This is a genomic window from Acinetobacter sp. CIP 51.11 (genome assembly GCF_000369665.1).
Taxonomy (GTDB): domain Bacteria; phylum Pseudomonadota; class Gammaproteobacteria; order Pseudomonadales; family Moraxellaceae; genus Acinetobacter; species Acinetobacter lwoffii_S.
In genome coordinates this window covers 279,234-299,271 of the sequence record NZ_KB850129.1, presented here as the reverse complement: position 1 = coordinate 299,271, position 20,038 = coordinate 279,234, and the positions used below count along the sequence as shown (strand labels likewise).

At 40.9% G+C, this 20,038-nt stretch carries 22 protein-coding genes; 12 read left to right on the top strand and 10 right to left on the bottom strand.

The features are described from left to right. The first annotated feature begins 47 nt into the window (after positions 1 to 47). Entirely contained in the window at positions 48 to 1,214 is a 1,167-nt protein-coding gene (locus F894_RS05195; RefSeq protein ID WP_005246507.1) for an MFS transporter, read from the top strand. 16 nt (positions 1,215 to 1,230) lie between these two features. Here F894_RS05195 and F894_RS05190 read toward each other — a convergent pair whose 3' ends face one another. Both F894_RS05190 and F894_RS05185 read right to left on the bottom strand, forming a co-directional pair. Then, positions 1,231 to 2,721, bottom strand: a complete 1,491-nt coding sequence (locus tag F894_RS05190) for an amidase (RefSeq protein WP_005246506.1) — start codon at positions 2,719 to 2,721, stop codon at positions 1,231 to 1,233. 49 nt (positions 2,722 to 2,770) lie between these two features. Continuing rightward, positions 2,771 to 4,201: a sensor domain-containing diguanylate cyclase gene (locus tag F894_RS05185; RefSeq protein ID WP_005246505.1), complete on the bottom strand. Its 1,431-nt coding sequence runs from the start codon at positions 4,199 to 4,201 to the stop codon at positions 2,771 to 2,773. A gap of 314 nt (positions 4,202 to 4,515) precedes the next feature. Here F894_RS05185 and F894_RS05180 point away from each other — a divergent pair, with 314 nt between their 5' ends. Continuing rightward, positions 4,516 to 4,959, top strand: coding sequence for a hypothetical protein (locus tag F894_RS05180; RefSeq protein WP_005100815.1), 444 nt, complete (start codon positions 4,516 to 4,518; stop codon positions 4,957 to 4,959). Positions 4,960 to 5,012: 53 nt separating this feature from the next. Here F894_RS05180 and accC read toward each other — a convergent pair whose 3' ends face one another. From accC to aroQ, 3 genes are read right to left on the bottom strand one after another with little or no spacing between them, the layout of a single operon-like run. Beyond that, on the bottom strand, positions 5,013 to 6,377 hold the full coding sequence (accC, locus tag F894_RS05175; protein WP_004646808.1) for an acetyl-CoA carboxylase biotin carboxylase subunit: 1,365 nt from the start codon (positions 6,375 to 6,377) through the stop codon (positions 5,013 to 5,015). A gap of 18 nt (positions 6,378 to 6,395) precedes the next feature. After that, a complete protein-coding gene (gene accB / locus F894_RS05170; RefSeq protein ID WP_005107117.1) occupies positions 6,396 to 6,812 on the bottom strand; it encodes an acetyl-CoA carboxylase biotin carboxyl carrier protein in 417 nt (138 codons plus the stop codon). Positions 6,813 to 6,828: 16 nt separating this feature from the next. Then, entirely contained in the window at positions 6,829 to 7,284 is a 456-nt protein-coding gene (aroQ, locus tag F894_RS05165; protein WP_005246503.1) for a type II 3-dehydroquinate dehydratase, read from the bottom strand. A gap of 959 nt (positions 7,285 to 8,243) precedes the next feature. On the opposite strand from aroQ, the gene ybaK reads away from it, so the two are divergent. The 3 genes from ybaK to F894_RS05150 all read left to right on the top strand — a co-directional run bounded on the left by ybaK (position 8,244) and on the right by F894_RS05150 (position 10,710). Next, entirely contained in the window at positions 8,244 to 8,711 is a 468-nt protein-coding gene (gene ybaK / locus F894_RS05160; RefSeq protein ID WP_005246500.1) for a Cys-tRNA(Pro) deacylase, read from the top strand. A gap of 193 nt (positions 8,712 to 8,904) precedes the next feature. Beyond that, on the top strand, positions 8,905 to 10,158 hold the full coding sequence (locus F894_RS05155) for a YncE family protein (protein WP_005246497.1): 1,254 nt from the start codon (positions 8,905 to 8,907) through the stop codon (positions 10,156 to 10,158). A gap of 69 nt (positions 10,159 to 10,227) precedes the next feature. Then, the gene (locus F894_RS05150; RefSeq protein WP_005246495.1) at positions 10,228 to 10,710 is read left to right on the top strand and encodes a hypothetical protein; all 483 of its coding nucleotides are present in this window, start codon (positions 10,228 to 10,230) and stop codon (positions 10,708 to 10,710) included. A 113-nt stretch (positions 10,711 to 10,823) separates the two neighbouring features. Here the strand turns inward: F894_RS05150 and F894_RS05145 are convergent, their stop codons facing one another. From F894_RS05145 to tusD, 4 genes are read right to left on the bottom strand one after another with little or no spacing between them, the layout of a single operon-like run. Continuing rightward, complete coding sequence (locus F894_RS05145; protein WP_005246493.1) at positions 10,824 to 11,135, bottom strand: TusE/DsrC/DsvC family sulfur relay protein; 312 nt, start codon at positions 11,133 to 11,135, stop codon at positions 10,824 to 10,826. A 14-nt stretch (positions 11,136 to 11,149) separates the two neighbouring features. Beyond that, on the bottom strand, positions 11,150 to 11,434 hold the full coding sequence (locus F894_RS05140) for a DsrH/TusB family sulfur metabolism protein (RefSeq protein WP_005246491.1): 285 nt from the start codon (positions 11,432 to 11,434) through the stop codon (positions 11,150 to 11,152). Between the two features lie 17 nt (positions 11,435 to 11,451). Continuing rightward, complete coding sequence (locus F894_RS05135; RefSeq protein ID WP_005246488.1) at positions 11,452 to 11,802, bottom strand: hypothetical protein; 351 nt, start codon at positions 11,800 to 11,802, stop codon at positions 11,452 to 11,454. A gap of 44 nt (positions 11,803 to 11,846) precedes the next feature. Further along, on the bottom strand, positions 11,847 to 12,215 hold the full coding sequence (gene tusD / locus F894_RS05130) for a sulfurtransferase complex subunit TusD (protein WP_004280211.1): 369 nt from the start codon (positions 12,213 to 12,215) through the stop codon (positions 11,847 to 11,849). Positions 12,216 to 12,285: 70 nt separating this feature from the next. Here tusD and F894_RS05125 point away from each other — a divergent pair, with 70 nt between their 5' ends. The 7 genes from F894_RS05125 (at position 12,286) to F894_RS05095 (ending at position 19,022) form a co-directional block, all read left to right on the top strand. Beyond that, positions 12,286 to 13,296: an NAD-dependent epimerase/dehydratase family protein gene (locus F894_RS05125; RefSeq protein ID WP_005246486.1), complete on the top strand. Its 1,011-nt coding sequence runs from the start codon at positions 12,286 to 12,288 to the stop codon at positions 13,294 to 13,296. A 137-nt stretch (positions 13,297 to 13,433) separates the two neighbouring features. After that, the gene (fumC, locus tag F894_RS05120) at positions 13,434 to 14,828 is read left to right on the top strand and encodes a class II fumarate hydratase (RefSeq protein WP_004280213.1); all 1,395 of its coding nucleotides are present in this window, start codon (positions 13,434 to 13,436) and stop codon (positions 14,826 to 14,828) included. A 126-nt stretch (positions 14,829 to 14,954) separates the two neighbouring features. Continuing rightward, complete coding sequence (locus tag F894_RS05115; protein ID WP_005246483.1) at positions 14,955 to 15,446, top strand: hypothetical protein; 492 nt, start codon at positions 14,955 to 14,957, stop codon at positions 15,444 to 15,446. A 432-nt stretch (positions 15,447 to 15,878) separates the two neighbouring features. Next, entirely contained in the window at positions 15,879 to 16,481 is a 603-nt protein-coding gene (locus F894_RS05110) for a nitroreductase family protein (protein ID WP_005107029.1), read from the top strand. 126 nt (positions 16,482 to 16,607) lie between these two features. Then, entirely contained in the window at positions 16,608 to 16,970 is a 363-nt protein-coding gene (locus F894_RS05105; RefSeq protein WP_005107027.1) for an immunity protein Imm33 domain-containing protein, read from the top strand. After that, positions 16,971 to 17,339 (top strand): hypothetical protein, encoded by a 369-nt coding sequence (locus F894_RS05100; RefSeq protein ID WP_005107026.1) that lies wholly within the window; start codon positions 16,971 to 16,973, stop codon positions 17,337 to 17,339. A gap of 921 nt (positions 17,340 to 18,260) precedes the next feature. Continuing rightward, complete coding sequence (locus F894_RS05095) at positions 18,261 to 19,022, top strand: alpha/beta fold hydrolase (protein ID WP_005246481.1); 762 nt, start codon at positions 18,261 to 18,263, stop codon at positions 19,020 to 19,022. A gap of 15 nt (positions 19,023 to 19,037) precedes the next feature. Here F894_RS05095 and F894_RS05090 read toward each other — a convergent pair whose 3' ends face one another. Beyond that, positions 19,038 to 19,979 carry a M15 family metallopeptidase gene (locus F894_RS05090; protein ID WP_005246480.1) on the bottom strand — a complete coding sequence of 314 codons (942 nt, stop codon included), beginning with the start codon at positions 19,977 to 19,979 and terminating at the stop codon, positions 19,038 to 19,040. Positions 19,980 to 20,038 lie beyond the last annotated feature (59 nt).

Sequence of the window (20,038 nt, the reverse complement as noted above, 5' to 3'; positions counted from 1 at the left end):
AAATTTATTGAGTTTAAAATTTTGAAAATATTAGGATATATAAATCAATGCCAGTTCTAGCAATCCAGCATAGACTCAGTGGATTTTACTTTTTTTACTATGCGATTGTTGGGGCATTCATGCCTTTTTGGAGTCTGTATCTTGAAGATCAAGGCTTCAATTATCAGGAAATCGGCATTTTATCTTCTATTGCGATTGTTACCCGATTCTTTGCGCCGTTGATCTGGGGTTGGATTGCAGACAAATCCGGTAAACGCATGCTGCTGGTGCGTATTGCCACCTGGATGGAAGCCTGTATCTGGTTCATGATTTTTATCATTCCCAATAGCTTTCAGTCCGTAGCTTTACTGATGCTGATTTTTAGTTTCTTTCAGAATGCCATTCTGGCACAGTTTGAAGGGGTGACTTTGTTCTGGCTCGGGGAAAAAAGAGCAGAACTCTATGGCAAAGTACGAAAATGGGGATCTGTCGGTTTTATTATTGGTGTATTCGGCTTAGGCGCCGTCTTTGAAATTATTAGTATCAGTATGTTGCCAGTGTTGTTGCTGTGTATTTCATTTCTGGCCTTTCTCTGGTCATTTACCATTAAAGAGCCCACGACAGCACCTACCGCACAGAAACAGCTCGAACCCTTATGGCCAATATTCAAACGCCCAGTGGTGTATAGCTTTTTCCTGATTGAATTGATTCTGCTATTTTCACACGCGCCATTTTATAGTTTTTATAGCAATTATCTCAGTCAGGCGGGATTTAGCACCAGTCAGATCGGGCTGCTCTGGTCAGTCGGGGTCATTGCGGAAATAATCATGTTTTCCTATGCGACGTTCTTTCTGACACGGTGGTCATGGCGTCATCTGGTCACGCTATGCTTGTTAATGACAGGATTAAGATGGTTCATCGTCGGAGTCTTTCCTGCTTCATTTATGGCACAGTTTTTTGCTCAAACGATTCATGCTTTAAGTTTCGGTTTATTTCATATGATTGCAATGCGGGTGATATTCCAGAACTTCTCTGCAGGGCAGCAAGGACGTGGACAAGCGCTCTATAGCACCATGTGGGGCATTGGTGTGGCGAGTGGCAGTATTCTGGCTGGGCATTATTGGGATCAAGTCGGCGGCACATCTATCTTTATCGCTGCTGCAGCATCGACCTTGCTTGGCTTGTTACTGATTTTCGGATTGCCAAATAAAGTCGAACTGCAAAAACAGGCTTGAAAATATCATCTCAACATTAAATACGGATCTTGGAATATTGCCCAAACCACGGTTGAGCTTGTTCCAATTGAGCTGCCAATTGTAGCAGGAGATCTTCACGGGCAAACGGCGCAATAAACTGTGAACCGAGCGGCAGGTTTTGTTCATTCCAGTACAGCGGTACAGACATCGCCGGGAGTCCGGTAATATTGGCCAACTGGGTAAAAGGCACCCATTTCAGATTTTCTTTCACAATCTGGTCGACCAGTTTACCTTGCGCCAGTAAATGCGCTTTATTCAGTTTCAATAAAGCTTTAAGAATCGGTTTCTGCCAGTTTGGTGTTTTGACCTCACCATTTTTTGGCGCCACTGTCGCCGTGGCAGGAGTCAGATACAGATCATAATCATCAAAGAAATGATTCATCTGGGTTACATATTGACCCCAGTTATTCAGGTTCTGGATATAATCAATCGCGCTGGTTTTGGCCCCAAAAGCTGCCAAGGCTAAAGAGTCCAGTTCAAAATCATTAGATTTGGATGGATAGCCTTTCTGAATTTCATCCAGCATAAATGAAAACTGGCTAAACCAGGTGGTAATAAAATCCTTGGCCAGTTGCATGCCATCAATGGCTGGACGGTCTTCGACTACTTCATGGCCCAAAGATTCTAAAAGTTTTGCTGTTTGTTCGATGGCTTTGATCGCGTCCTGAGAAACAGGTGTGCCAATGGTAGAATAAGTACTAAATGCAATTTTTAGCTTCTTCGGTGGTTGCTGAATCACATCCAGATAATGATGTTGTGGACGCTGAATCTTAAACAGTGAACTATGATCTTCACCATGGGTGGCATCCAGCATTGCAGCACTATCCCGTACCGTTTTGGTCAGTACATGCTGAATCGCGGCGCCATGCATGGCTTCACTCATTTGTGGTCCCCAAGGCGTGCGGCCACGACTCGGTTTCAGGCCAAACAGGCCGCAATAGGAAGCGGGGATACGTATCGAGCCGCCACCATCACCAGCACCCGCAATTGGTACAATTCCGGCAGCCACGGCAGAGGCTGATCCACCTGATGAGCCGCCACTATTATGCTGTAAATTCCACGGATTTTTACAGCTGCCCCAGGCATCAGGTTCAGTAATACCTTTAATCCCAAATTCAGGGGTATTGGTACGTCCAAAAGTCACAATCCCGGCTTTTTCCCAGCGATTGACAATCTCGGCATTGGTCTCGGCAATATAACCGATCCGTTTTAAGCCCTGACAGCCATAAGAAGTCGGATAACCGGCATATTCCTGAAACAGGTCTTTAACCAGAAAAGGTACACCGGCAAAAGGCCCGGACAGATTTTGCTGGCTCCGTTTCAAGGCATGTTCATGCATCGGAATAATAATTGCATTCAGCTCGGGATTGGCAATGGAACTACGTTCTAAGGCAGCAGATAAAAGTTCACTTGAATGTACGTGTTTATTGGCGACCAGTTCAGCGAGTCCTAAGCCGTCATATTGCAGATATTCTTCAAATTTCATTGCCATTCCCTAGCATTAATGCTGTTTCAAGGTTGTAGATGATTTGGGCTCAAGATGCAAGCACCACCTGATTGCGCCCACGATGTTTGGCCTGATATAGGGCTTGGTCTGCAATATTAATCAGGTTTTGCAGATCTTGGGAGTTGGGTTCATTTTGATGGGTGATGCCCACACTCACGGTAATATACAGGGACGAGCCATCTGATTGATGCATCGGGGTTTTTTCCACTAGATCACGAATCCGTTCTGTAATAAGACGTGCTTCTGATGGTTCGGTATTCCAGAGTAGCAGTACAAATTCTTCTCCACCAATCCGTGCAAACAGATCTTGTGCACGCAAATTGTTACGTACAATCTGCGCAAAGTGTTGCAAGACTTTATCACCGACATGATGGCCAAAATGATCGTTCAGGCGTTTGAAATAATCAATATCCAGCATGATCACTGAAAATTCCATCGTCTTGGCATATTGCAGTAAATATTCACCTTTTTGAAAGAAGAAATGACGATTCATGGTGCGGGTCAGACTGTCATGATTGGCCAGATACAAGACCCGTTTAAACAGCTCATTGCGGTTTTGGCTGATAATACATAGGATGAGCGGAGATAAGGCCAGCATAAACAGCCCGATCCGGAGCGAAATATAAATCGTAGAATCTGCCAGGATGGTGTGATTGGTGGCGTAAAATTGCGTCAGGCTGTAATAGGTCAGGATAATCACAAAAGCGTTGATCATGGTCATGGTAAACAGGCGATAGGTTAATGCGGCCCAGATCAGCGCAGCCAAAGGATAGAGCAGGGTGCCCGGACCTGAAAAAATATTGGTGATGATGACACAGAGTACGACTGTAGCTGCGGGCAGAAAATAACTGAAATGATGACGCTTTTGACGGCGGTTTTTAAACAGATACTGCATATCCTTGATTCTGGGAAAGGCCAGAAGCAAAGGTAATACCACGATATAATTGACCATCTCGCCCGTCCACCATAGACCAAAATCAATCCATAAGTTTTCTTTGGTCATGAATGTATTGGGTAAGTTTGGCAGGGTGGCAACTGCAAAAGCAGCGCTGGCCAGACAGCCGGCAAATGCGAAGATGCCAAATAAATGAATAAAGGTATAACCGGTATTGTAGTATTTATAATTAATCTTGAAATATCGAATAAAAAATATCGAGACAATAGTACTGATCAGATTAGACAGGGTAAGAAACAGGCTTTGTAATAGGCTGTTCCCGGTGACCAGATCTGCAAACATAAAAGCACTGAATGCACCGAGCCAACCTCCCATATTATTTAAATGTGGAAAGCGTAAGAACAGGGCTAACAAGGCAGCATTGGCCGGCCACAATAAGGCCAGGTACTCAATCGGTCTGGTTGCGATCCCAATAAAACAACAGACTAAAACAGCGAAAACAATGACAAAATAAGCATAGGTTTCATGATTTAATTGTTGTTCTGTTATTCGAGCTAATTGCAAATTTAAAATCCTATTCAAATTTTTAAGTGTGAATGATCACTTTGTTCAGCAACTAAGTTTGACCCAAAATATAATTTTATTGTTTGATTAATCTGTTATTAATACGGACTATTAAGATTCTTATATACGAAATATATACAAAAAAAGTCAGAAAGGAAATCCATCTTTTTAAACAATGTGATAAATAATTTCTGACTCTGTATTGAAATTGCGTTAGAGCGGGACACGATCCCAAAAAATATGATAATTTAGAATCAATTGTTAACAAGATGCCGGTAAATATGAAAAAAATATGTCTTAGCCTTATCTTACTCATGAGCTCACCTTGGCTAATGGCGACAGAAAATAAAAAACCAGCAAATGCTCCTGCTAAAGCTGCTGAAATCCCAAATACATTTACTGTGAAAACCCGTCCGGAAATTGTCGGATTGTGGGGAATGGAAATCCCGAATAATAAAAAATGTATCGAATATTATAATTTTAAAGGCAATAATAATGTGGTGATTAAAAGTGGCGACGAGTGGACGTCAGGGCTGTATGACTATCAGCCGGCACAGGATCCTTCGCAGCAGATTCCAGCGCTGATTCTGCAAGTAAAATACGACAATAATGAAAAAGACTGTTCAGGCAATCAAGTGGATCAGTCTGGTGAAATTTCGCAGTATTTTGTCAAATGGCAAAACCCTTATACCATTAACTTCTGTGCCAATGAAAAAGCCGAGCAATGTTTTGCCGTGCTCAGACGCGTATTGCCTTAAATTGCACACAATAAAAAACCGCTGAATGACAGCGGTTTTTTATGAGCTTTGATTTAAGCTTTGTCTTCAGCACCTTCAAGCTGCTTTAATAAATGCTTCTCTAGGTAATGAATATCCATTGCCTGTTTGCAGAAGTTTTTATCCTGAAGGATTAAATCTTTATGCAAAGGAATATTGGTTTTAACGCCAGTCAAAATCATTTCTTCCAAAGCATTTCTCATTCGAGAAATAGATGTCTCACGATCCTTACCATGCGAAATCAGTTTGGCAATCATCGAATCATAATACGGTGGAATGCTGTAGCCTGGATAAACATGCGAATCTAAACGGATACCTGCGCCGCCTGGTGCATAGAAGTTGTCAATCTTGCCTGGTGAAGGCAGGAAGGTCGATGGATCTTCTGCGTTAATACGGCATTCAATCGCATGTCCTAAAACTTTGACGTCTTCTTGCTGAATATCGAGACCTAAGCCGCCAGCAATACGCAATTGCTGTTCGATAATATCGATACCCGTTACCATTTCAGTTACCGGATGTTCAACCTGAACACGCGTATTCATTTCAATGAAGAAGAACTCATCATCTTCAAACAGGAATTCGAATGTACCTGCACCACGATATTGCATCAATTTACAGGCATTGACACAGGCTTCTAGAATATCAGCACGTGCTTGCTCTGGTAAGTTTGGCGCAGGTGCTTCTTCCAGTACTTTTTGATGGCGACGCTGTAGCGAACAGTCACGATCATACAGATGAATCGCATGGCCGTTACCATCAGCAAGTACTTGCACTTCGACGTGACGTGGCTTTTGCAGGAAACGTTCCATATAGACCGTATCATCACCGAACCACATTTCTGCATCACGCTGTGCAGCCTGAACAGATTCCAGCAGGGTATCGACATTTTCTACGATACGCATACCACGACCACCACCGCCAGAAGCAGCTTTTACAATCAGTGGAAAACCGATCTCTTTGGCTTCAGCCATGGCATTGTGAATCGTTACGGCATGGTCGCAGCCCGGTACTGTTGGTACACCCGCTTTTTTCATGGCAATAATGGCAGAAACCTTGTTTCCCATTAAACGAATATGTTCCGGACGCGGACCAATAAAGATAAAACCAGAATTTTCTACGATTTCTGCAAATTCTGCATTTTCAGCGAGGAATCCATAACCAGGATGGATTGCATCTGCGCCGGTAATTTCAGCAGCTGTAATAATCGCAGGAATATTCAAGTAGCTGTCACTGCTCGCACCAGGGCCGATACATACTGCTTCATCACAGAAACGTAAGTGCATCAGGTCCTTGTCTGCGTCAGAATAGACACCTACAGTTTTGATCCCTAAAGTTCTGCAAGCACGGGTGATGCGTAACGCAATTTCACCACGGTTTGCAATTAAAACTTTTTGCAACATTATAAATCCCCGGGGTGATTAAGCGCGGTAGCGGAAAAGTGGTTGACCGAATTGAATCACTTCACCATTTTTCACCAGAATTTCTTCAATCACACCGCTTTGAGTTGCTTCAATCGGGTTCATGATTTTCATTGCTTCGATAATACCGAGCGTATCGCCTGCAGAAACGGTCTGGCCAACTTTAACAAAGGTCGGCTCACCTGGGCTTGGTGCTGCATAGAACACGCCGACCATTGGTGAAGTTTCAACAGCACCGCGAGGAGATTTTGCTGCTGGCGCTTCGGCTGCTGGTGCAGGCATCGCAGGAACAGCTGCTGCAACCACTGGATTACGACGAGTTAATGCAATCGATTGATCGCCTTCTTTAACTTCGATCGCCTGTAAGTCAGATTCAATCATCAAGTCGATGAGTTTCTTGATTTTACGGATATCCATGAGACAGTATTCCTAATTAAGATTGTGTAGAAGGTTGTATTTTTTCAATGATATAGTCGAGGGCAGCAGCATAGCCTTTTGCACCTAGACCACAGATCACGCCGATGGCTTTATCGGACAAGTATGAATGATGTCGGAATGCCTCACGTGCATGCACATTAGACAGATGGACTTCAATGAAAGGAATGGCAACGCCAAGGAGGGCATCGCGAACAGCAACAGAGGTATGGGTCAATGCTGCTGGATTAATAATGATATATTGAATGCCGTCTTGCTGGGCTTGATGAATTCGGTCAACAATGGCACCTTCCCAGTTGCTCTGGAAAGTATCGAGTTGTAAGGTAGCTTGTTGAGCCTGAGCAATCAGCTGCTGGTTAATATCGTCAAGACTAAGGTGACCATAAACTTCCGGTTCGCGCTTCCCAAGCAAGTTTAAATTCGGTCCATGAATAACCAAAATGGTCGAACTCATCCAGCATGCTCCAATTAAAAAGTATCGGGGTTTGTTTGCAAGATGTCTGCAAACTCTGCTTATTATTGCATGATTTTCTACATTACTATTTATAATTTCTTTGAATTAACGTAGAAAGCATATAGCAAACAGTGGCGCTATAATGAAAACTTTGCAGAGATTTGGCAATGTTAAAAAATTACAATTCGCTGGGTATTCAGATTATTTTCATTGTAAACCCAATTGGCAAAAACAGTTAATATCCTTTATGTAACTGTATCTTCATGTTAACGCTAAATTCTTCCTTTTAGTGATATTTTTAGTTTTGAACAAGAGTTGTCTGGCTGATTTTACTGCAATGTTCGACTTCTATAGCATAGAAAACTCTTTACATTCTGACTTTAGAGTTGTGCTGATTATCCTCTTTATATATAAGCTATCGACCGTTTCTCAAAACTTGATGAAAATTTAAAAATATAAGATAAGACAATATGTTAATGATATTTTCTCTTATTGTACTTGGATTTTCCTAGGTCTATTCTTCCAATATATTGGAATTAATTACATCATTTTCAATTCAAGTATTCATGACAGACACTGTACAAGAATCTATTTCTTCTTCCGGAGATAAAGGTTAAATCTCAGCAGGTTTAAGATAAAAACCTTGGACTATATGCCTCGTATTTATAGACGCATGAAGTGACGAATGTGTTCATCTTCAAGTCTTCTACACAGTGAAGCCATTAATCGCCTAACGCTTAGATAGTGGCAAAAACGCATATATTTGTTGCTATTTTGCGCGTCAGTATCTTTGCAGAAAAGTTTAAAAGTGGGGATGGTCGTAAATATTGAGCCAAATAGGTCTGATTGAGGCGGAATACGGGCTTAAAGCAAAATTTGCTCTGTAGTTGCCTCATCTAAATTAACTTCTTGAGCTAATCTTTATATAATCATGCGATTCCTCTCAAACAAGACTTTCTATGACACCTGCATGCAAACTATTAAAAGCCAATAAAATCGAATACAGCATTCACGAATATGAACATGATGCCAATGCCAAAAGTTTTGGGCTAGAAGCTGCTGAAAAACTAGGACTTTCGGTAGAAGAAGTCTTTAAAACTTTATTGGTCACGGATGATAAACAGTATTTTGTTGCCATATTGCCGGTACATCATCAACTTAATCTGAAAAAAGTAGCGCAGGCTTTAGGATGCAAAAAACTCCAGATGGCAGATCCTAAACATGCAGAACGTTTGACCGGTTATCTGGTCGGTGGAATCAGTCCTATTGGCCAGAAGAAACGGTTAAAAACAGTAATTGATGCAAGTGCCGAGCAGCTAGATAAGATTTATGTGAGTGGCGGTAAAAGGGGTTTGGATATCGGATTAAAATCGGCTGATCTTGCCAAAGTGCTCAATGCACAGTTTGTCGATGTGCTGGATATATAAGATCAGAGCATGATGATCACCTAAATTCATAGAACCTGAAGTAAAAGATTTGAAGTGGCTGCATATTTTTTGGTCGGAAATAACAGTAAATCATTTTATACGTTTGTATATTAGATAAGTTAAAACACAGCCTGACTGTGTACACAACAAGGAATGAAAACAAAAATATAAATTATTATGCGGAGCATAATGGATGAAAATTCAAAATAAAAAATGGCCACGGTTCTGTCTGACATTATCTGCAATGGCGATGCTTTCTGCGTTGCCGAGTGTACAGGCTGCTTCTGCGCCTTCAGCTGCACCTGCCAATTCACAGCAGGTTTTCTTTGTCGGAAATAACTGGGATGGCACGGTAACTGTGATTCGTCCATCGGGTGATTTTGGCAAAATTGGCGTCATTAACATGATTCCTGATCGTAAAGAGCGCCTTAAAGAAATTCACCTGAATCCAATCAAGCTGATTGCCTATACTTATATTCAGAGCACAGCCGGTGAAGGCAATGACCAGCTGGTGGATGATATGTACTCGACACCAGATGGCCAGTCAGTGGTCGCATCGCGCCCAAGTTTCGCCGATGTGGTATCGATTAATATCAAAACTGGCAAGATTAACTGGCGTACGCCTGTTGAAGGCTTCCGTGCCGACCATATGGCGGTATCACCAGATGGGCAACGAGTCGCCGTATCTGCATCTTCAGGAAATGTGGTGCATGTATTGGATATCCATACCGGTAAAGAGTTGGGCCGTTTCAGCACTGGCGACAAACCGCATGAAAACATTTACTTCGATGGCGGCAACAAGATCCTGAACTCTGCCATCGGCAATGTTGAAACCTCGATGGATGCACAGTGGCAAGACTTTACTAAAGGTAAGCGTTTTATCACTATCGCAGATGCCAATACGCATCAGGTGCTAAGAAAAATTGACTTCAGACCTGCACTGGATGCATTTGGTCGTAAAGATTTATCCAACTCAGTACGACCAATTGTATTTAGTAAGGATGAAACCAAACTGTATGCCCAGGTTTCATTTTTTAATGGGCTGATTGAGTACGATCTGAATCAGAACAAGATTAGCCGGATCGGACAGCTCCCTGGCAGTGACAGTATCCAGAAAGACCGAACCAAATGGGTGAATGATTCACGCCATCATGGCCTATCAATCAGTGCGGATGGTGAAAAGCTCTGTGTCGCCGGTACGATGGATAACTACGCTACGATTGTAGATCGCAAAACACTGACAGCCGGGAAACTGATTTCTGCAGGTAAACCTTATTGGGCAACGCGAAGCCCGGATGGTCGTAGCTGTGTAATTTCAGAAAGTGAAACAGATGTAGTCACAGTGATTGATTTTGCTACAGGCAATAAAGTGCTGAGTGTGCCGGTAGGAAATCATCCACAACGCGTCCGGATTGGATATGCACCAGCAGACTGGTCAACGCCGTAGTCAATCGTCGATGAGCGAAAAAGACAGCTTTTTGATAAAGGCTGTCTTTCTTTAGCTGAGGACATAAAAATGAATGATAAAACAATTCTGTTCTATGTAATACTCGGATTGCTATTGTTTGGGACTTTAGTCGGTATTGGCTATCAGGTACGACAAGAAATCTATCGGACGAATTTTACTGATCAGACCCATTCTGATCCGGTCCTGCCAGCTGAAAAATCGGCAAGCTATATATCTGTTAACTCTCCTGAGAATAGTCAAACTACGAATAAGGAACAGAATGATACGGTTGCAAAGCAAAGCGAATTATCAAAGCAACAAGAACAGTTATATCTGGACTTTACTCAGATCATTAACGCTTTAAGTGAGGGACAACGACCAGATCCTCACCAAGTCAGTTTGTTGATCACTCAGCAGCAAAAACTGGTAGAGGCCCAACTGGTGAGCAAGGCCGAAGCGAAAGCACAAATTGATTTTCTGATTAAGGTTCTGCCTGAAATGGATCATGAATTGCATCGGGCATTGCGAGTATTAGAACAAACTCGAATTTGAAAAATTAGATCCAGATGCATCTTTCATTATTCTAAGCCTAAAAATTGCTCTCATAAAAAAGCCCAAAATATGATTTGGGCCTTTAAATACATACTTTAAAAAGCTAAGTATCTTTATAAACAGTTCGCAGGCTTGGGTACACCAGCCAAACGGCTTAAGTGACGGGCCACCAGACCAGTATTAAACTTTTCTTGAAGCATGGCATTATTGATATCGGCACTGACAGTTTTCATTAAAAATTTAATCAGTGGTCGTGTTGCTGGTGAATGACCAAACTGCTGATAGAACTGACGTACCGCTTGCAGAATTTCAAAATGCCAAGGAGTTAAGCTCAGTTTCAGACTATCGGCCAGCACTTGAGCGACTTCTTCATTCCAGATGGTATAGTCAACCAGATGGCCATCTTGATCCAATTCTAAATTCATATCTAACTCATTTATTATTTCATTGAAATGCAGCGATTAAACTCGAGGCAAAGATCTGCAAAATCCGCATAATTCAAAAGCTTTATCTGATCAGGCAAAGGCTGTACTAATAACTCCGCATCATTTTTCAGTATGTGAACTTGCGGCAAGCTTTGAAGAAATGAATGCTCTAGCAGCAAAACCGCTTCACCCATCAGCACGACCTGATCACCCATTGTATAAGTTTGAGCCAGTTGCTCTAGGATCTGCGCTGTTGCCGAATAGCTGGATTGGATCAGGTAAAGTGTATGATTTGACATTTGTATATCCTTATTCCTTACCAATACAACACATGATCAAAGCTTTGAATAAATTCAGAATTAAGCTCAATAAATTCGATTTCTTGTTCGCTCTGTGCCACAAATGAGGAATGCTGGTTTTTCTGCTCAATCAGAACTGGAGTGAGATCATAAAACTCGAAACTGTCGACCATATTTGATGCCAGTTTGAATGCATGATGCACCTGGTCAAATTGCAGCTCTGAACGCAGCAGACTAAGGGCAGCACCTTGTAGCAGGACTTTAACTTCTGCGCCAAAGGTTGCCAGGACCATGGTAGCTGACAGGCTTTCATGCACCTGCAGGCTGGTCAGATTGGCTTGGGTTAATATAACAAGTACAGATTTCACACAAGATTCCTTGGAAAAGCAACACATTCTAAAAAATGAAACATCTAGAATTGAATGAGACGTTGTGAGGACTGAACAGCATCGGCAAGTTCACCTAAACCGACCAATTCAAAGGCATCTGCCAGATTATGCTGCTGAATATTGTGACGTCGAGCATTGTCCAGATCTGTAATTCCACGTGCCAATGCTGCACTTACACAGACCGGGAGGCGAATCTGTAGCGCTTGCCATGCATGTGTAAGATGACGTTGATCGTCGGGTACCCATTGCAGTGCATTTGCGACCGATACGCCGTCCTGATAGAAGAATACACGGAATGCTTCCTGTTTATCTTGCAAGGCCTGAGCCAAACCCAGGGCATGCCAGGCATAAATGGAAGTCGGTGCGGAGGTAACAAGAATTAAGGTGCTCATCGAAATTCACTACAGGCTTGATCAATAGCAACAGATTGATCTTGGCTTCATCAGAAAGTAGGTAGTATAAATGATTTTAGTGACGGGTGGATTAGGCTTTTTAGGCTCACATATTGCTTTAAGTCTGTTAGCACAAGGACTAGAGGTCATTGTGGTCGATAATTTGGCCAATGCTAACTTACAGACTCTGGAGCGCCTCGAATTTATTTCTGGTATGTATGTACCTTTTATCAAAATTGATATTCGCAATACGCCAGCATTGAACAAAGTCTTTGAGCAGCATTCGATTCAGGCTGTGGTGCATACCGCAAGTTTTAAATCACTGGAAGAATCAGTATTAAAACCACTTGAATATTATAATGATAATGTCAGCTGTATTATGAGTCTCATGCGTGCCATGCAACGTACCGGAGTGCGTCATCTGGTACATTTATCCAGTCTGGCGGTATATGGACAATCTGGCACAGATTTAAGCGAAGATCTGCCTTTTAACTATATCTATCCGAATCCCTATATCAAATCGCAACAGATGGTTGAGGAAATTATTCGCGATACTGCCAAAACTGACAATGAATGGCGGATTGCAATCCTACGTCTTTCCAATATCGCAGGTGCCTTTGAACACGGTGTACTGGGGGAAGCAGTGCCACCTTTGCCAAAAAATATTTTGCCTTTGGCGATGCAGGTCGCTGCACAGCAACGTGAATATCTGGAATTACGCCGTCAGGCCCATACTGCGGATGGCACAGTAGAACGCAGTTTTCTGCATGTCGCAGACTGTTGTGATGCCGTGATCAAGTCCTTGCAATGGCTGTCACAACAGCAGGAATTAAAATGTGAAGCCTTTAATATTGCTGGTGAATTGATTTCCATACAGGATTTGCTAGATCAACTGGCTGAAGTGACTCAATCTGCAATCAAAACCATGGATGCTTTACCATATCCCCATGCGGAAATGGATCAATTGGGGGCGAACATTGAAAAGGCGCGAAATATTCTACATTGGCAACCTCAGCGATCACTCAGAAAGATGCTTGAGGATGAATGGTTGTTTTATCAGAATATGCTCAGAGGGCAGTAATTAAAAGTATTTAGCTATATTTGATAATAATTATCATTTACATGATTGCTGTGATCGATTACTTTAAATAAATAGATTAAATCATTGATATAGAAATTCCTAAAATCAGTAACAGGCAAGAAGAATTGAGGTTGAACATGCAAACACGTATTGAACATGACACGATGGGAGAGGTGGCTGTACCGAGTGAGGCTTTATGGGGCGCTCAGACTCAGCGTAGCTTGCAAAATTTCAAAATTGGCAATGAGCGGTTGCCACGGCCAATGATTCGTGCCATGGGACTCGTCAAAAAAGCGGCTGCCTTGACCAATGCCGAGCTAAACCAGATTCCCCAAGAACTGTCACGCTATATCGTGGATGCGGCAGATGAAGTCATCAGCGGGAAATGGGACAGTCAATTTCCACTGGTAGTCTGGCAAACTGGTTCAGGTACACAAAGCAATATGAACTGTAATGAGGTGATTGCCAATATTGCCAACCAGAAATTGGGCAATCATTTAGGGGCACAAAAACCGGTTCATCCAAATGATCATGTCAATCGTGCCCAATCTACCAATGATTCATTTCCAACTGCGATTCATGTGGCTGCGAGCTTGCAGATTAATGAACTTTTAATTCCGGCTGTCACACGTTTACGCGATACTTTATATGCCAAATCTCAGGATTTTGCCGATATTGTAAAAATTGGCCGGACACATCTACAAGATGCTACGCCTTTAACCTTGGGGCAGGAATTCAGCGGTTATGTCTCTCAGCTGGATCATGGGCTTCTTCGTCTAGAACAGGCATTGGTCGGACTATATGAATTACCATTAGGCGGTACAGCGGTTGGTACCGGTCTGAATGCCCATCCTGATTATGCCGTTCAGTCTGCTAAAACCCTGGGACAATTAACTGGCTTGCCATTTGTAACTGCGCCAAACAAGTTTGAGGCTTTGGCAGGCCGTGATGCTGCGGTATTTGCTTCTGGTGCATTAAAGACTTTAGCAGTGAGCCTGAATAAGATTGCCAATGATATTCGCTGGCTAGCCAGCGGGCCACGTTGTGGTTTTGGTGAATTGCGTATTCCTGAAAATGAACCGGGTTCTAGCATCATGCCGGGTAAGGTGAACCCGACGCAAAGTGAAGCGATGACGATGGTGGTCGCGCAAGTTCTCGGAAATGACACCACCATTAACGTGGCAGGTGCATCAGGTAACTTTGAACTGAATGTATTTATGCCGGTCATTGCCTATAATCTGTTGCAATCCATCCAGCTTTTAGGCGATGCGTGTAACAGTTTTAATGATCATTGCGCCGTAGGCATTGAGCCGAATCATGAGAAAATTGAACATTTCCTGCATGATTCTTTAATGCTGGTCACGGCATTGAATCCGGTCATTGGTTATGAGAATGCAGCCAAGGTTGCCAAAACAGCTTATAAGGAAGGAAAAACCTTAAAACAGGTGGCTGTTGAACTGGGTTTAGTCACCGCTGAACAGTTTGATGAAGTGGTGCGTCCTGAACAGATGGTCTCACCGAATGCTAAATAAGGGCCGGAGCACTTTTATTTTCAATCTTTACGCCTGTTTTATCATGGAATAGTCAGCAGTGGTTTTTATCTCAGGCAGAGTTGCGTACAATAGTGCTAGATGAGATTAACCACTGATGATTGTTTTATGCTTGATATTTATTTAACAGATGTTCAAAGAAAGGTGCAATTCAAGGATTATCCAAGTGAGCATCCTGTTAAATTTATTCTGAATTTTAAAAAGATTTTCCCAAGTGTGATGGAACTTCTTTTACCTGTGCTTCCGGATAATGAAAATCTGGAAGAAATGTCTTGGGAATCGACCAGCGATGATTTTGAGACCTTCCAGATGTTTTTAACAGGATGGGGTATTATCGAACTGCGTTTAAAAGCAATTACCCAGTTTAAACATAAAGCATTTGCGGATCGTCTGGTTAAACAAGCCCAACAGAAACGCAAAGACTATCAAAAACAGCAGACTAAACTAACCACAGTTGAACTGGATTATTTGTTTATGCATGAGATGCATGCTCTGATTGATGCAGAACTGGTGGAACTCGGTGAGAAATTCTATTTACCGATTTTACGTGAGCTCTGGAAGACTAAAGTATCTGCTCAGGTGCTGAACGCGAAGTTTTAAATCGGTTTTTTAGCTTTTAATTATAAAATTAATCCTCCAATTTTGGGGGATTAATTTTTATCTGCAAGATGAGATTTATTTCATGATGTGCTCTCTCTTAGAATAGCCTAAGCAAGATTAAATTTGGTGATTGAAGGTCTTTATTCTTAAAATTTTGATCAATAATAGCGCATGTTGAACCATTGTTTAGCGTCAGGCACTCGCATAGGGCAGTAGTTTTAACGATTGTTCAAAAAATAGATGAAAATGATCATTTTTAGCTAAAAAATATATAAAAATATCAATTAAATAGCCTAGTAATTGAGTCCATTATTTTTTAAGGTATATAGGCTTTATCTCACGTTAAAGCAAAAGCTCCATTGATTAGCTATCCTTCATAAAAATAACTGAAGGTTCAAATTTTCCCGAAGATATATCCCAGGATTTTCAAAAATGTCGAATCAGTTTTTAGATTTAATTACTAAACGCCGTACTATTTATGCTATTGCCAAGAATGTTGAACAATCTCCTGAACATCTAACTGATTTGATTCAGACTGCAATTAAGCAGAGCCCATCTTCTTTCAATTCTCAGTCTTCACGCGCCGTCATTTTATTCAATTCGGAACATGAAAAGTTCTGGGGCTTCGTCGCAGATAAATTAAAAAGCTATGCCAAAGATGAAGAAAGCGCTGCAAGAACCACAGCAAAAATGGCAAGTTTTGCGGCAGGGCTAGGCACTGTTTTATTTTTTGAAGATCAAACAGTTATAGAAGGCTTACAGGAACAATTCCCATCTTATGCTGATAACTTTCCAATCTGGGCAGAGCATTCGACTGCGATCGCGCAATTTGCAACGTGGACAGCATTGCATACAGAAGGTCTGGGCGCATCATTGCAGCACTACAATCCGATCGTGGATGAACAGGTACATGCGGAATGGGACATTCCATCGAACTGGAAGTTGCGTGCACAGTTGGTCTTTGGTTCGATAGAAGGCGAGCCACGTGCCAAAGATTATCTGGCGGATGAAGAGCGCTTTAAAGTCTTCCAATAAGCTGAGATCCATATCTGCGCTTAACACGGTTTAAGGGCAGATATTTTTTAGATCTCGACGAAATCCCAATCAGCTTCATTAAAATTAAGTTAAAATAGCGCGCTAATGAATGATGAGTAAGACCGAATGTCGAAAAACACGCAAAACCTGTCACCGTTACAAGAACTGATCGCAGAGCAAAAGCTACTTTGTGAAGAAGTAGGCTCGGCTTATGTTGAAGTCACGGGGGATGATGTTGTTGCGGTGGCCGTACATACCTTAAAACAGGATCCGATTGTCGGCATCCGTAAAAAGCCTGAAACAGATGAAAATATCAGCTGGTACATTTATGGCGGAGAGCCTTCAAGTGAAGAGGCTTTTGAAACCATGACAGTACGTGAATTACAGGACATCGCACCAGAAGTTTTACCGTATCTGGCTCTGGAAACAGGTTTTCGTTTCATGATTGATGCCGATGATTATGAAGATGTCTGGAAAGAAGAAATTTAAATGCTAAAAAAATCATCTTTCATTTGTGCTGGATTATTATTAGGACTGAGTAGTGTGGTCTTCGCACAGCGGCTTTCACAAAGTGCCTATGACCAGTTTATTTCAGCACAGACTAAAATCGTGAATGAAACCAAATACATTTTAGATGAAGATGATCAAAAGGCAGATGCACAAACTCAACGTCAGGCTTTCTGCAAACGACTGAAAGCCTATCAGGATATTCAAAAGGTGTCCGAAGAAAACAGCAGTCTGGATATGGCGCCCACGATGGCTATGATTGCCAAAAACTTTCTTGAGCGGCAGGATCAAAGTTTGACTCAATCTGGAATGACTACAAACGTATTTTGTAAAAATAGGGATGTAGAATAAATTATAAAATACTTTTCATTCTCGAACGTTTTTCGCAGTAGACTAAAAATAAATAAGTCTGTTTTACAATCAAATTTTATAGATATTAAAACCTGAAAGACCATCTCCCGAATATCATTTAATAAAGAAAATGTTAAGTTAATTTAAATTTATTTTAATGTGAATACCTCATACCTCATACCTCATACCTCGGGGATATATCCACTGTATTCAATCTATTGATAAGAATAAATGAATAATCGTGGTTTTGTAATTTCTAAAAAATGTCTTATTTATGCGGTGTATTTCTTGAACAGAACAATTTAAGTAGGATAGCGTGATTGCACGCTTATATAAGCTACTAATTTAAGCATATTAAGATACTAAAATAGCCTAAGCAAAACATAAGTTTAACAACTTTCTCAAGAAAGGGAAAAGGGGGAATTGATAATACTGATGTTTACTGCCTGTAACTCATTTGGTCTTAAGACAGATTATTTTTAAATAGAATCAAGTCGATTAATAAGCTACTTATGAATGGTCGATCTTTAACAAATTATGAGCAGTGAATATTAAGGAAGATTGTTTAAATTACCTCAGTCTATTTGGATAATAACAGCGAGTTAGTTTTAAGAAAAAACTCCGAATTAAAAGTGGTTTATGTGTTATTAAATCCCAGTTTTAAGGTTTTCATTAATTTTATTTAGTCTGCCCCACAACTCAACCATCTTCTTTCATATTTATAGCCAGATATCCATCCAGATCTAAAATCGTAATTTTAAATACTTACAAATCGATTATGAATTATTTAGCCTAAGCAAAATATATCCCCATAAAATAGCCTAAGCAGGATTTTATATTTAAAAATTTCGCAATTGATTAATTCCCAATATAAATCCATTATAAACACTTAAATAAAGAAAGAAATCACGGAATTCTCAAATGATCCTAAATTATCAACTCCAACACCACGAAACGTCAGTACTATCTCCAATGATTTTTATTCATGGTTTATTCGGTAGTTTAAGTAATTTAGGAATACTAGCTCGATATTTTTCTGAGCAAAGAACCGTGCTTCAAATTGATGTACGCAATCATGGTCTTTCTGGTCATAGTTCAGACTTAAATTATCAGTTCATGGCGGAAGATGTCCTAGAAACTTTATCCAGTTTAAATATTCAAAAGTTCGTAGTAGTAGGGCATTCCATGGGTGGGAAAATTGCCATGAAATTGGCTGATTTAGCCCGTGTACAAACTGAAAGGTTGGTCGTCCTGGATATTACACCAATCCAATATCATGAGAGTCATCATACTGAGATTTTTAAAGCTTTATTTGCGGTGCAGCAAGCAAATGTTGCTTCACGACTTGAGGCAGCAAAAATTATGCGTGAATACATTGATGAAGAAATGGTAATTCAGTTTTTATTAAAATCCTTTAATAAAGGGCAGTGGCTCTTTAATGTTCAGGCTTTATTTGATCATTATCCAGATATTATGGATTGGGAAAAGGTCGAAAAAATTAATCAGCCAGCTTTATTTCTTCGTGGCGGTAATTCTTTTTATATCTCAAAACCTGAACATTTTGCGGCAATCAATGAACAATTTTCTCAGGCGAAAATTGAATGCATTGAAAATACAGGACATTGGCTGCATGGTGAAAAGCCAGATGAAGTCATTAAACATATGCAGACTTTTCTAAATTAATTTACGATTTCGCACTCAAGGCTGAAATGTTTGAGTCTGTAATTGTCCTTCATGAATGAGTTGATGCGCCATTTCAGCTGTTTTCTTTAAACCGGGCATACGATATTCAGTATGTCCAAAATCTTTAATGGATTTCCAGCGACCGCCCCAGGTTAAACCCATCGATTCTGCAATCTGGCCAAACAGTTCATAACCACGCATGGCCCATGGATCACGTTCACTAATCACCACCTTGCCATTCCGCTTAAAGGCAATATCCGCGGCCAGACCAAACTGATGATAACTTTGAAAGCCTTTGGCCTTGGTAATATTACTGTTGGTCGCCAAAGAGTTTTGCCTTTCCGGACTTCGATAACCTTCGAGTAAAACCAGCTCATAACCATGCTGTTCGCGCATAATTTTAAAAACCATCAGTAAGCGCTGTTTAAATCGCGGATTCATCTTATGCCATTTACGGTCTGCTGTGCTGATATTTGGATTTATATGAATGTCTTCAATATTCAGATTAAGGCTTTGCGCTGAAATTACAGAATGATTTGCTAAAGATTCTTCTTGTAAGGCTTCGATAATAAGCTGTTCATCAACTTCAGTTGGAGCTGTTAATATTTGCCCATCCAATAATGCATAAATCTGTGGATCAACTTTCCTCAAATATTCAGCTTCAAACCTACTTGCAGTAAGTGGCTGAGTGAAAGCGAACATTAAAATACTGGCAAATAAGCTAAATCCTGAAATCAAAATCCACCATTGCTGCAAATACCATTCAGACTGAAGATGCTCAGGCGATGCCGCCTGATGAAATTTCTGAACAAACTGTTTTGCTTGAGAAAATTGTTGTTTGCTTTGTGAAATCAAATCAAGAAAAAAATCCTGTATTCTTAATCGAAACTCGTAAGACAGCAAGGCTAACATAGCTAAGCTTAATAGAATAAAGCTGCTCAATATAATCAAAATCATCAGTTGAATGATTGATCTAATAATAATTCAAAAATTTTTTTTTATTCATCGATATAAAT

Coding starts and splice junctions, on each gene's coding strand:
- F894_RS05110 (WP_005107029.1), top strand. CDS start 15,879: ATGTCGAATCAGTTTTTAGATTTAATTACTAAACGCCGTACTATTTAT.
- accB (WP_005107117.1), bottom strand. CDS start 6,812: ATGGATATCCGTAAAATCAAGAAACTCATCGACTTGATGATTGAATCT.
- F894_RS05195 (WP_005246507.1), top strand. CDS start 48: ATGCCAGTTCTAGCAATCCAGCATAGACTCAGTGGATTTTACTTTTTT.
- F894_RS05105 (WP_005107027.1), top strand. CDS start 16,608: ATGTCGAAAAACACGCAAAACCTGTCACCGTTACAAGAACTGATCGCA.
- fumC (WP_004280213.1), top strand. CDS start 13,434: ATGCAAACACGTATTGAACATGACACGATGGGAGAGGTGGCTGTACCG.
- F894_RS05115 (WP_005246483.1), top strand. CDS start 14,955: ATGCTTGATATTTATTTAACAGATGTTCAAAGAAAGGTGCAATTCAAG.
- F894_RS05095 (WP_005246481.1), top strand. CDS start 18,261: ATGATCCTAAATTATCAACTCCAACACCACGAAACGTCAGTACTATCT.
- F894_RS05125 (WP_005246486.1), top strand. CDS start 12,286: ATGATTTTAGTGACGGGTGGATTAGGCTTTTTAGGCTCACATATTGCT.
- ybaK (WP_005246500.1), top strand. CDS start 8,244: ATGACACCTGCATGCAAACTATTAAAAGCCAATAAAATCGAATACAGC.
- F894_RS05090 (WP_005246480.1), bottom strand. CDS start 19,979: ATGATTTTGATTATATTGAGCAGCTTTATTCTATTAAGCTTAGCTATG.
- accC (WP_004646808.1), bottom strand. CDS start 6,377: ATGTTGCAAAAAGTTTTAATTGCAAACCGTGGTGAAATTGCGTTACGC.
- aroQ (WP_005246503.1), bottom strand. CDS start 7,284: ATGAGTTCGACCATTTTGGTTATTCATGGACCGAATTTAAACTTGCTT.
- F894_RS05180 (WP_005100815.1), top strand. CDS start 4,516: ATGAGCTCACCTTGGCTAATGGCGACAGAAAATAAAAAACCAGCAAAT.
- F894_RS05190 (WP_005246506.1), bottom strand. CDS start 2,721: ATGAAATTTGAAGAATATCTGCAATATGACGGCTTAGGACTCGCTGAA.
- F894_RS05140 (WP_005246491.1), bottom strand. CDS start 11,434: ATGTCAAATCATACACTTTACCTGATCCAATCCAGCTATTCGGCAACA.
- F894_RS05155 (WP_005246497.1), top strand. CDS start 8,905: ATGAAAATTCAAAATAAAAAATGGCCACGGTTCTGTCTGACATTATCT.
- F894_RS05150 (WP_005246495.1), top strand. CDS start 10,228: ATGAATGATAAAACAATTCTGTTCTATGTAATACTCGGATTGCTATTG.
- F894_RS05100 (WP_005107026.1), top strand. CDS start 16,971: ATGCTAAAAAAATCATCTTTCATTTGTGCTGGATTATTATTAGGACTG.
- F894_RS05145 (WP_005246493.1), bottom strand. CDS start 11,135: ATGAATTTAGAATTGGATCAAGATGGCCATCTGGTTGACTATACCATC.
- tusD (WP_004280211.1), bottom strand. CDS start 12,215: ATGAGCACCTTAATTCTTGTTACCTCCGCACCGACTTCCATTTATGCC.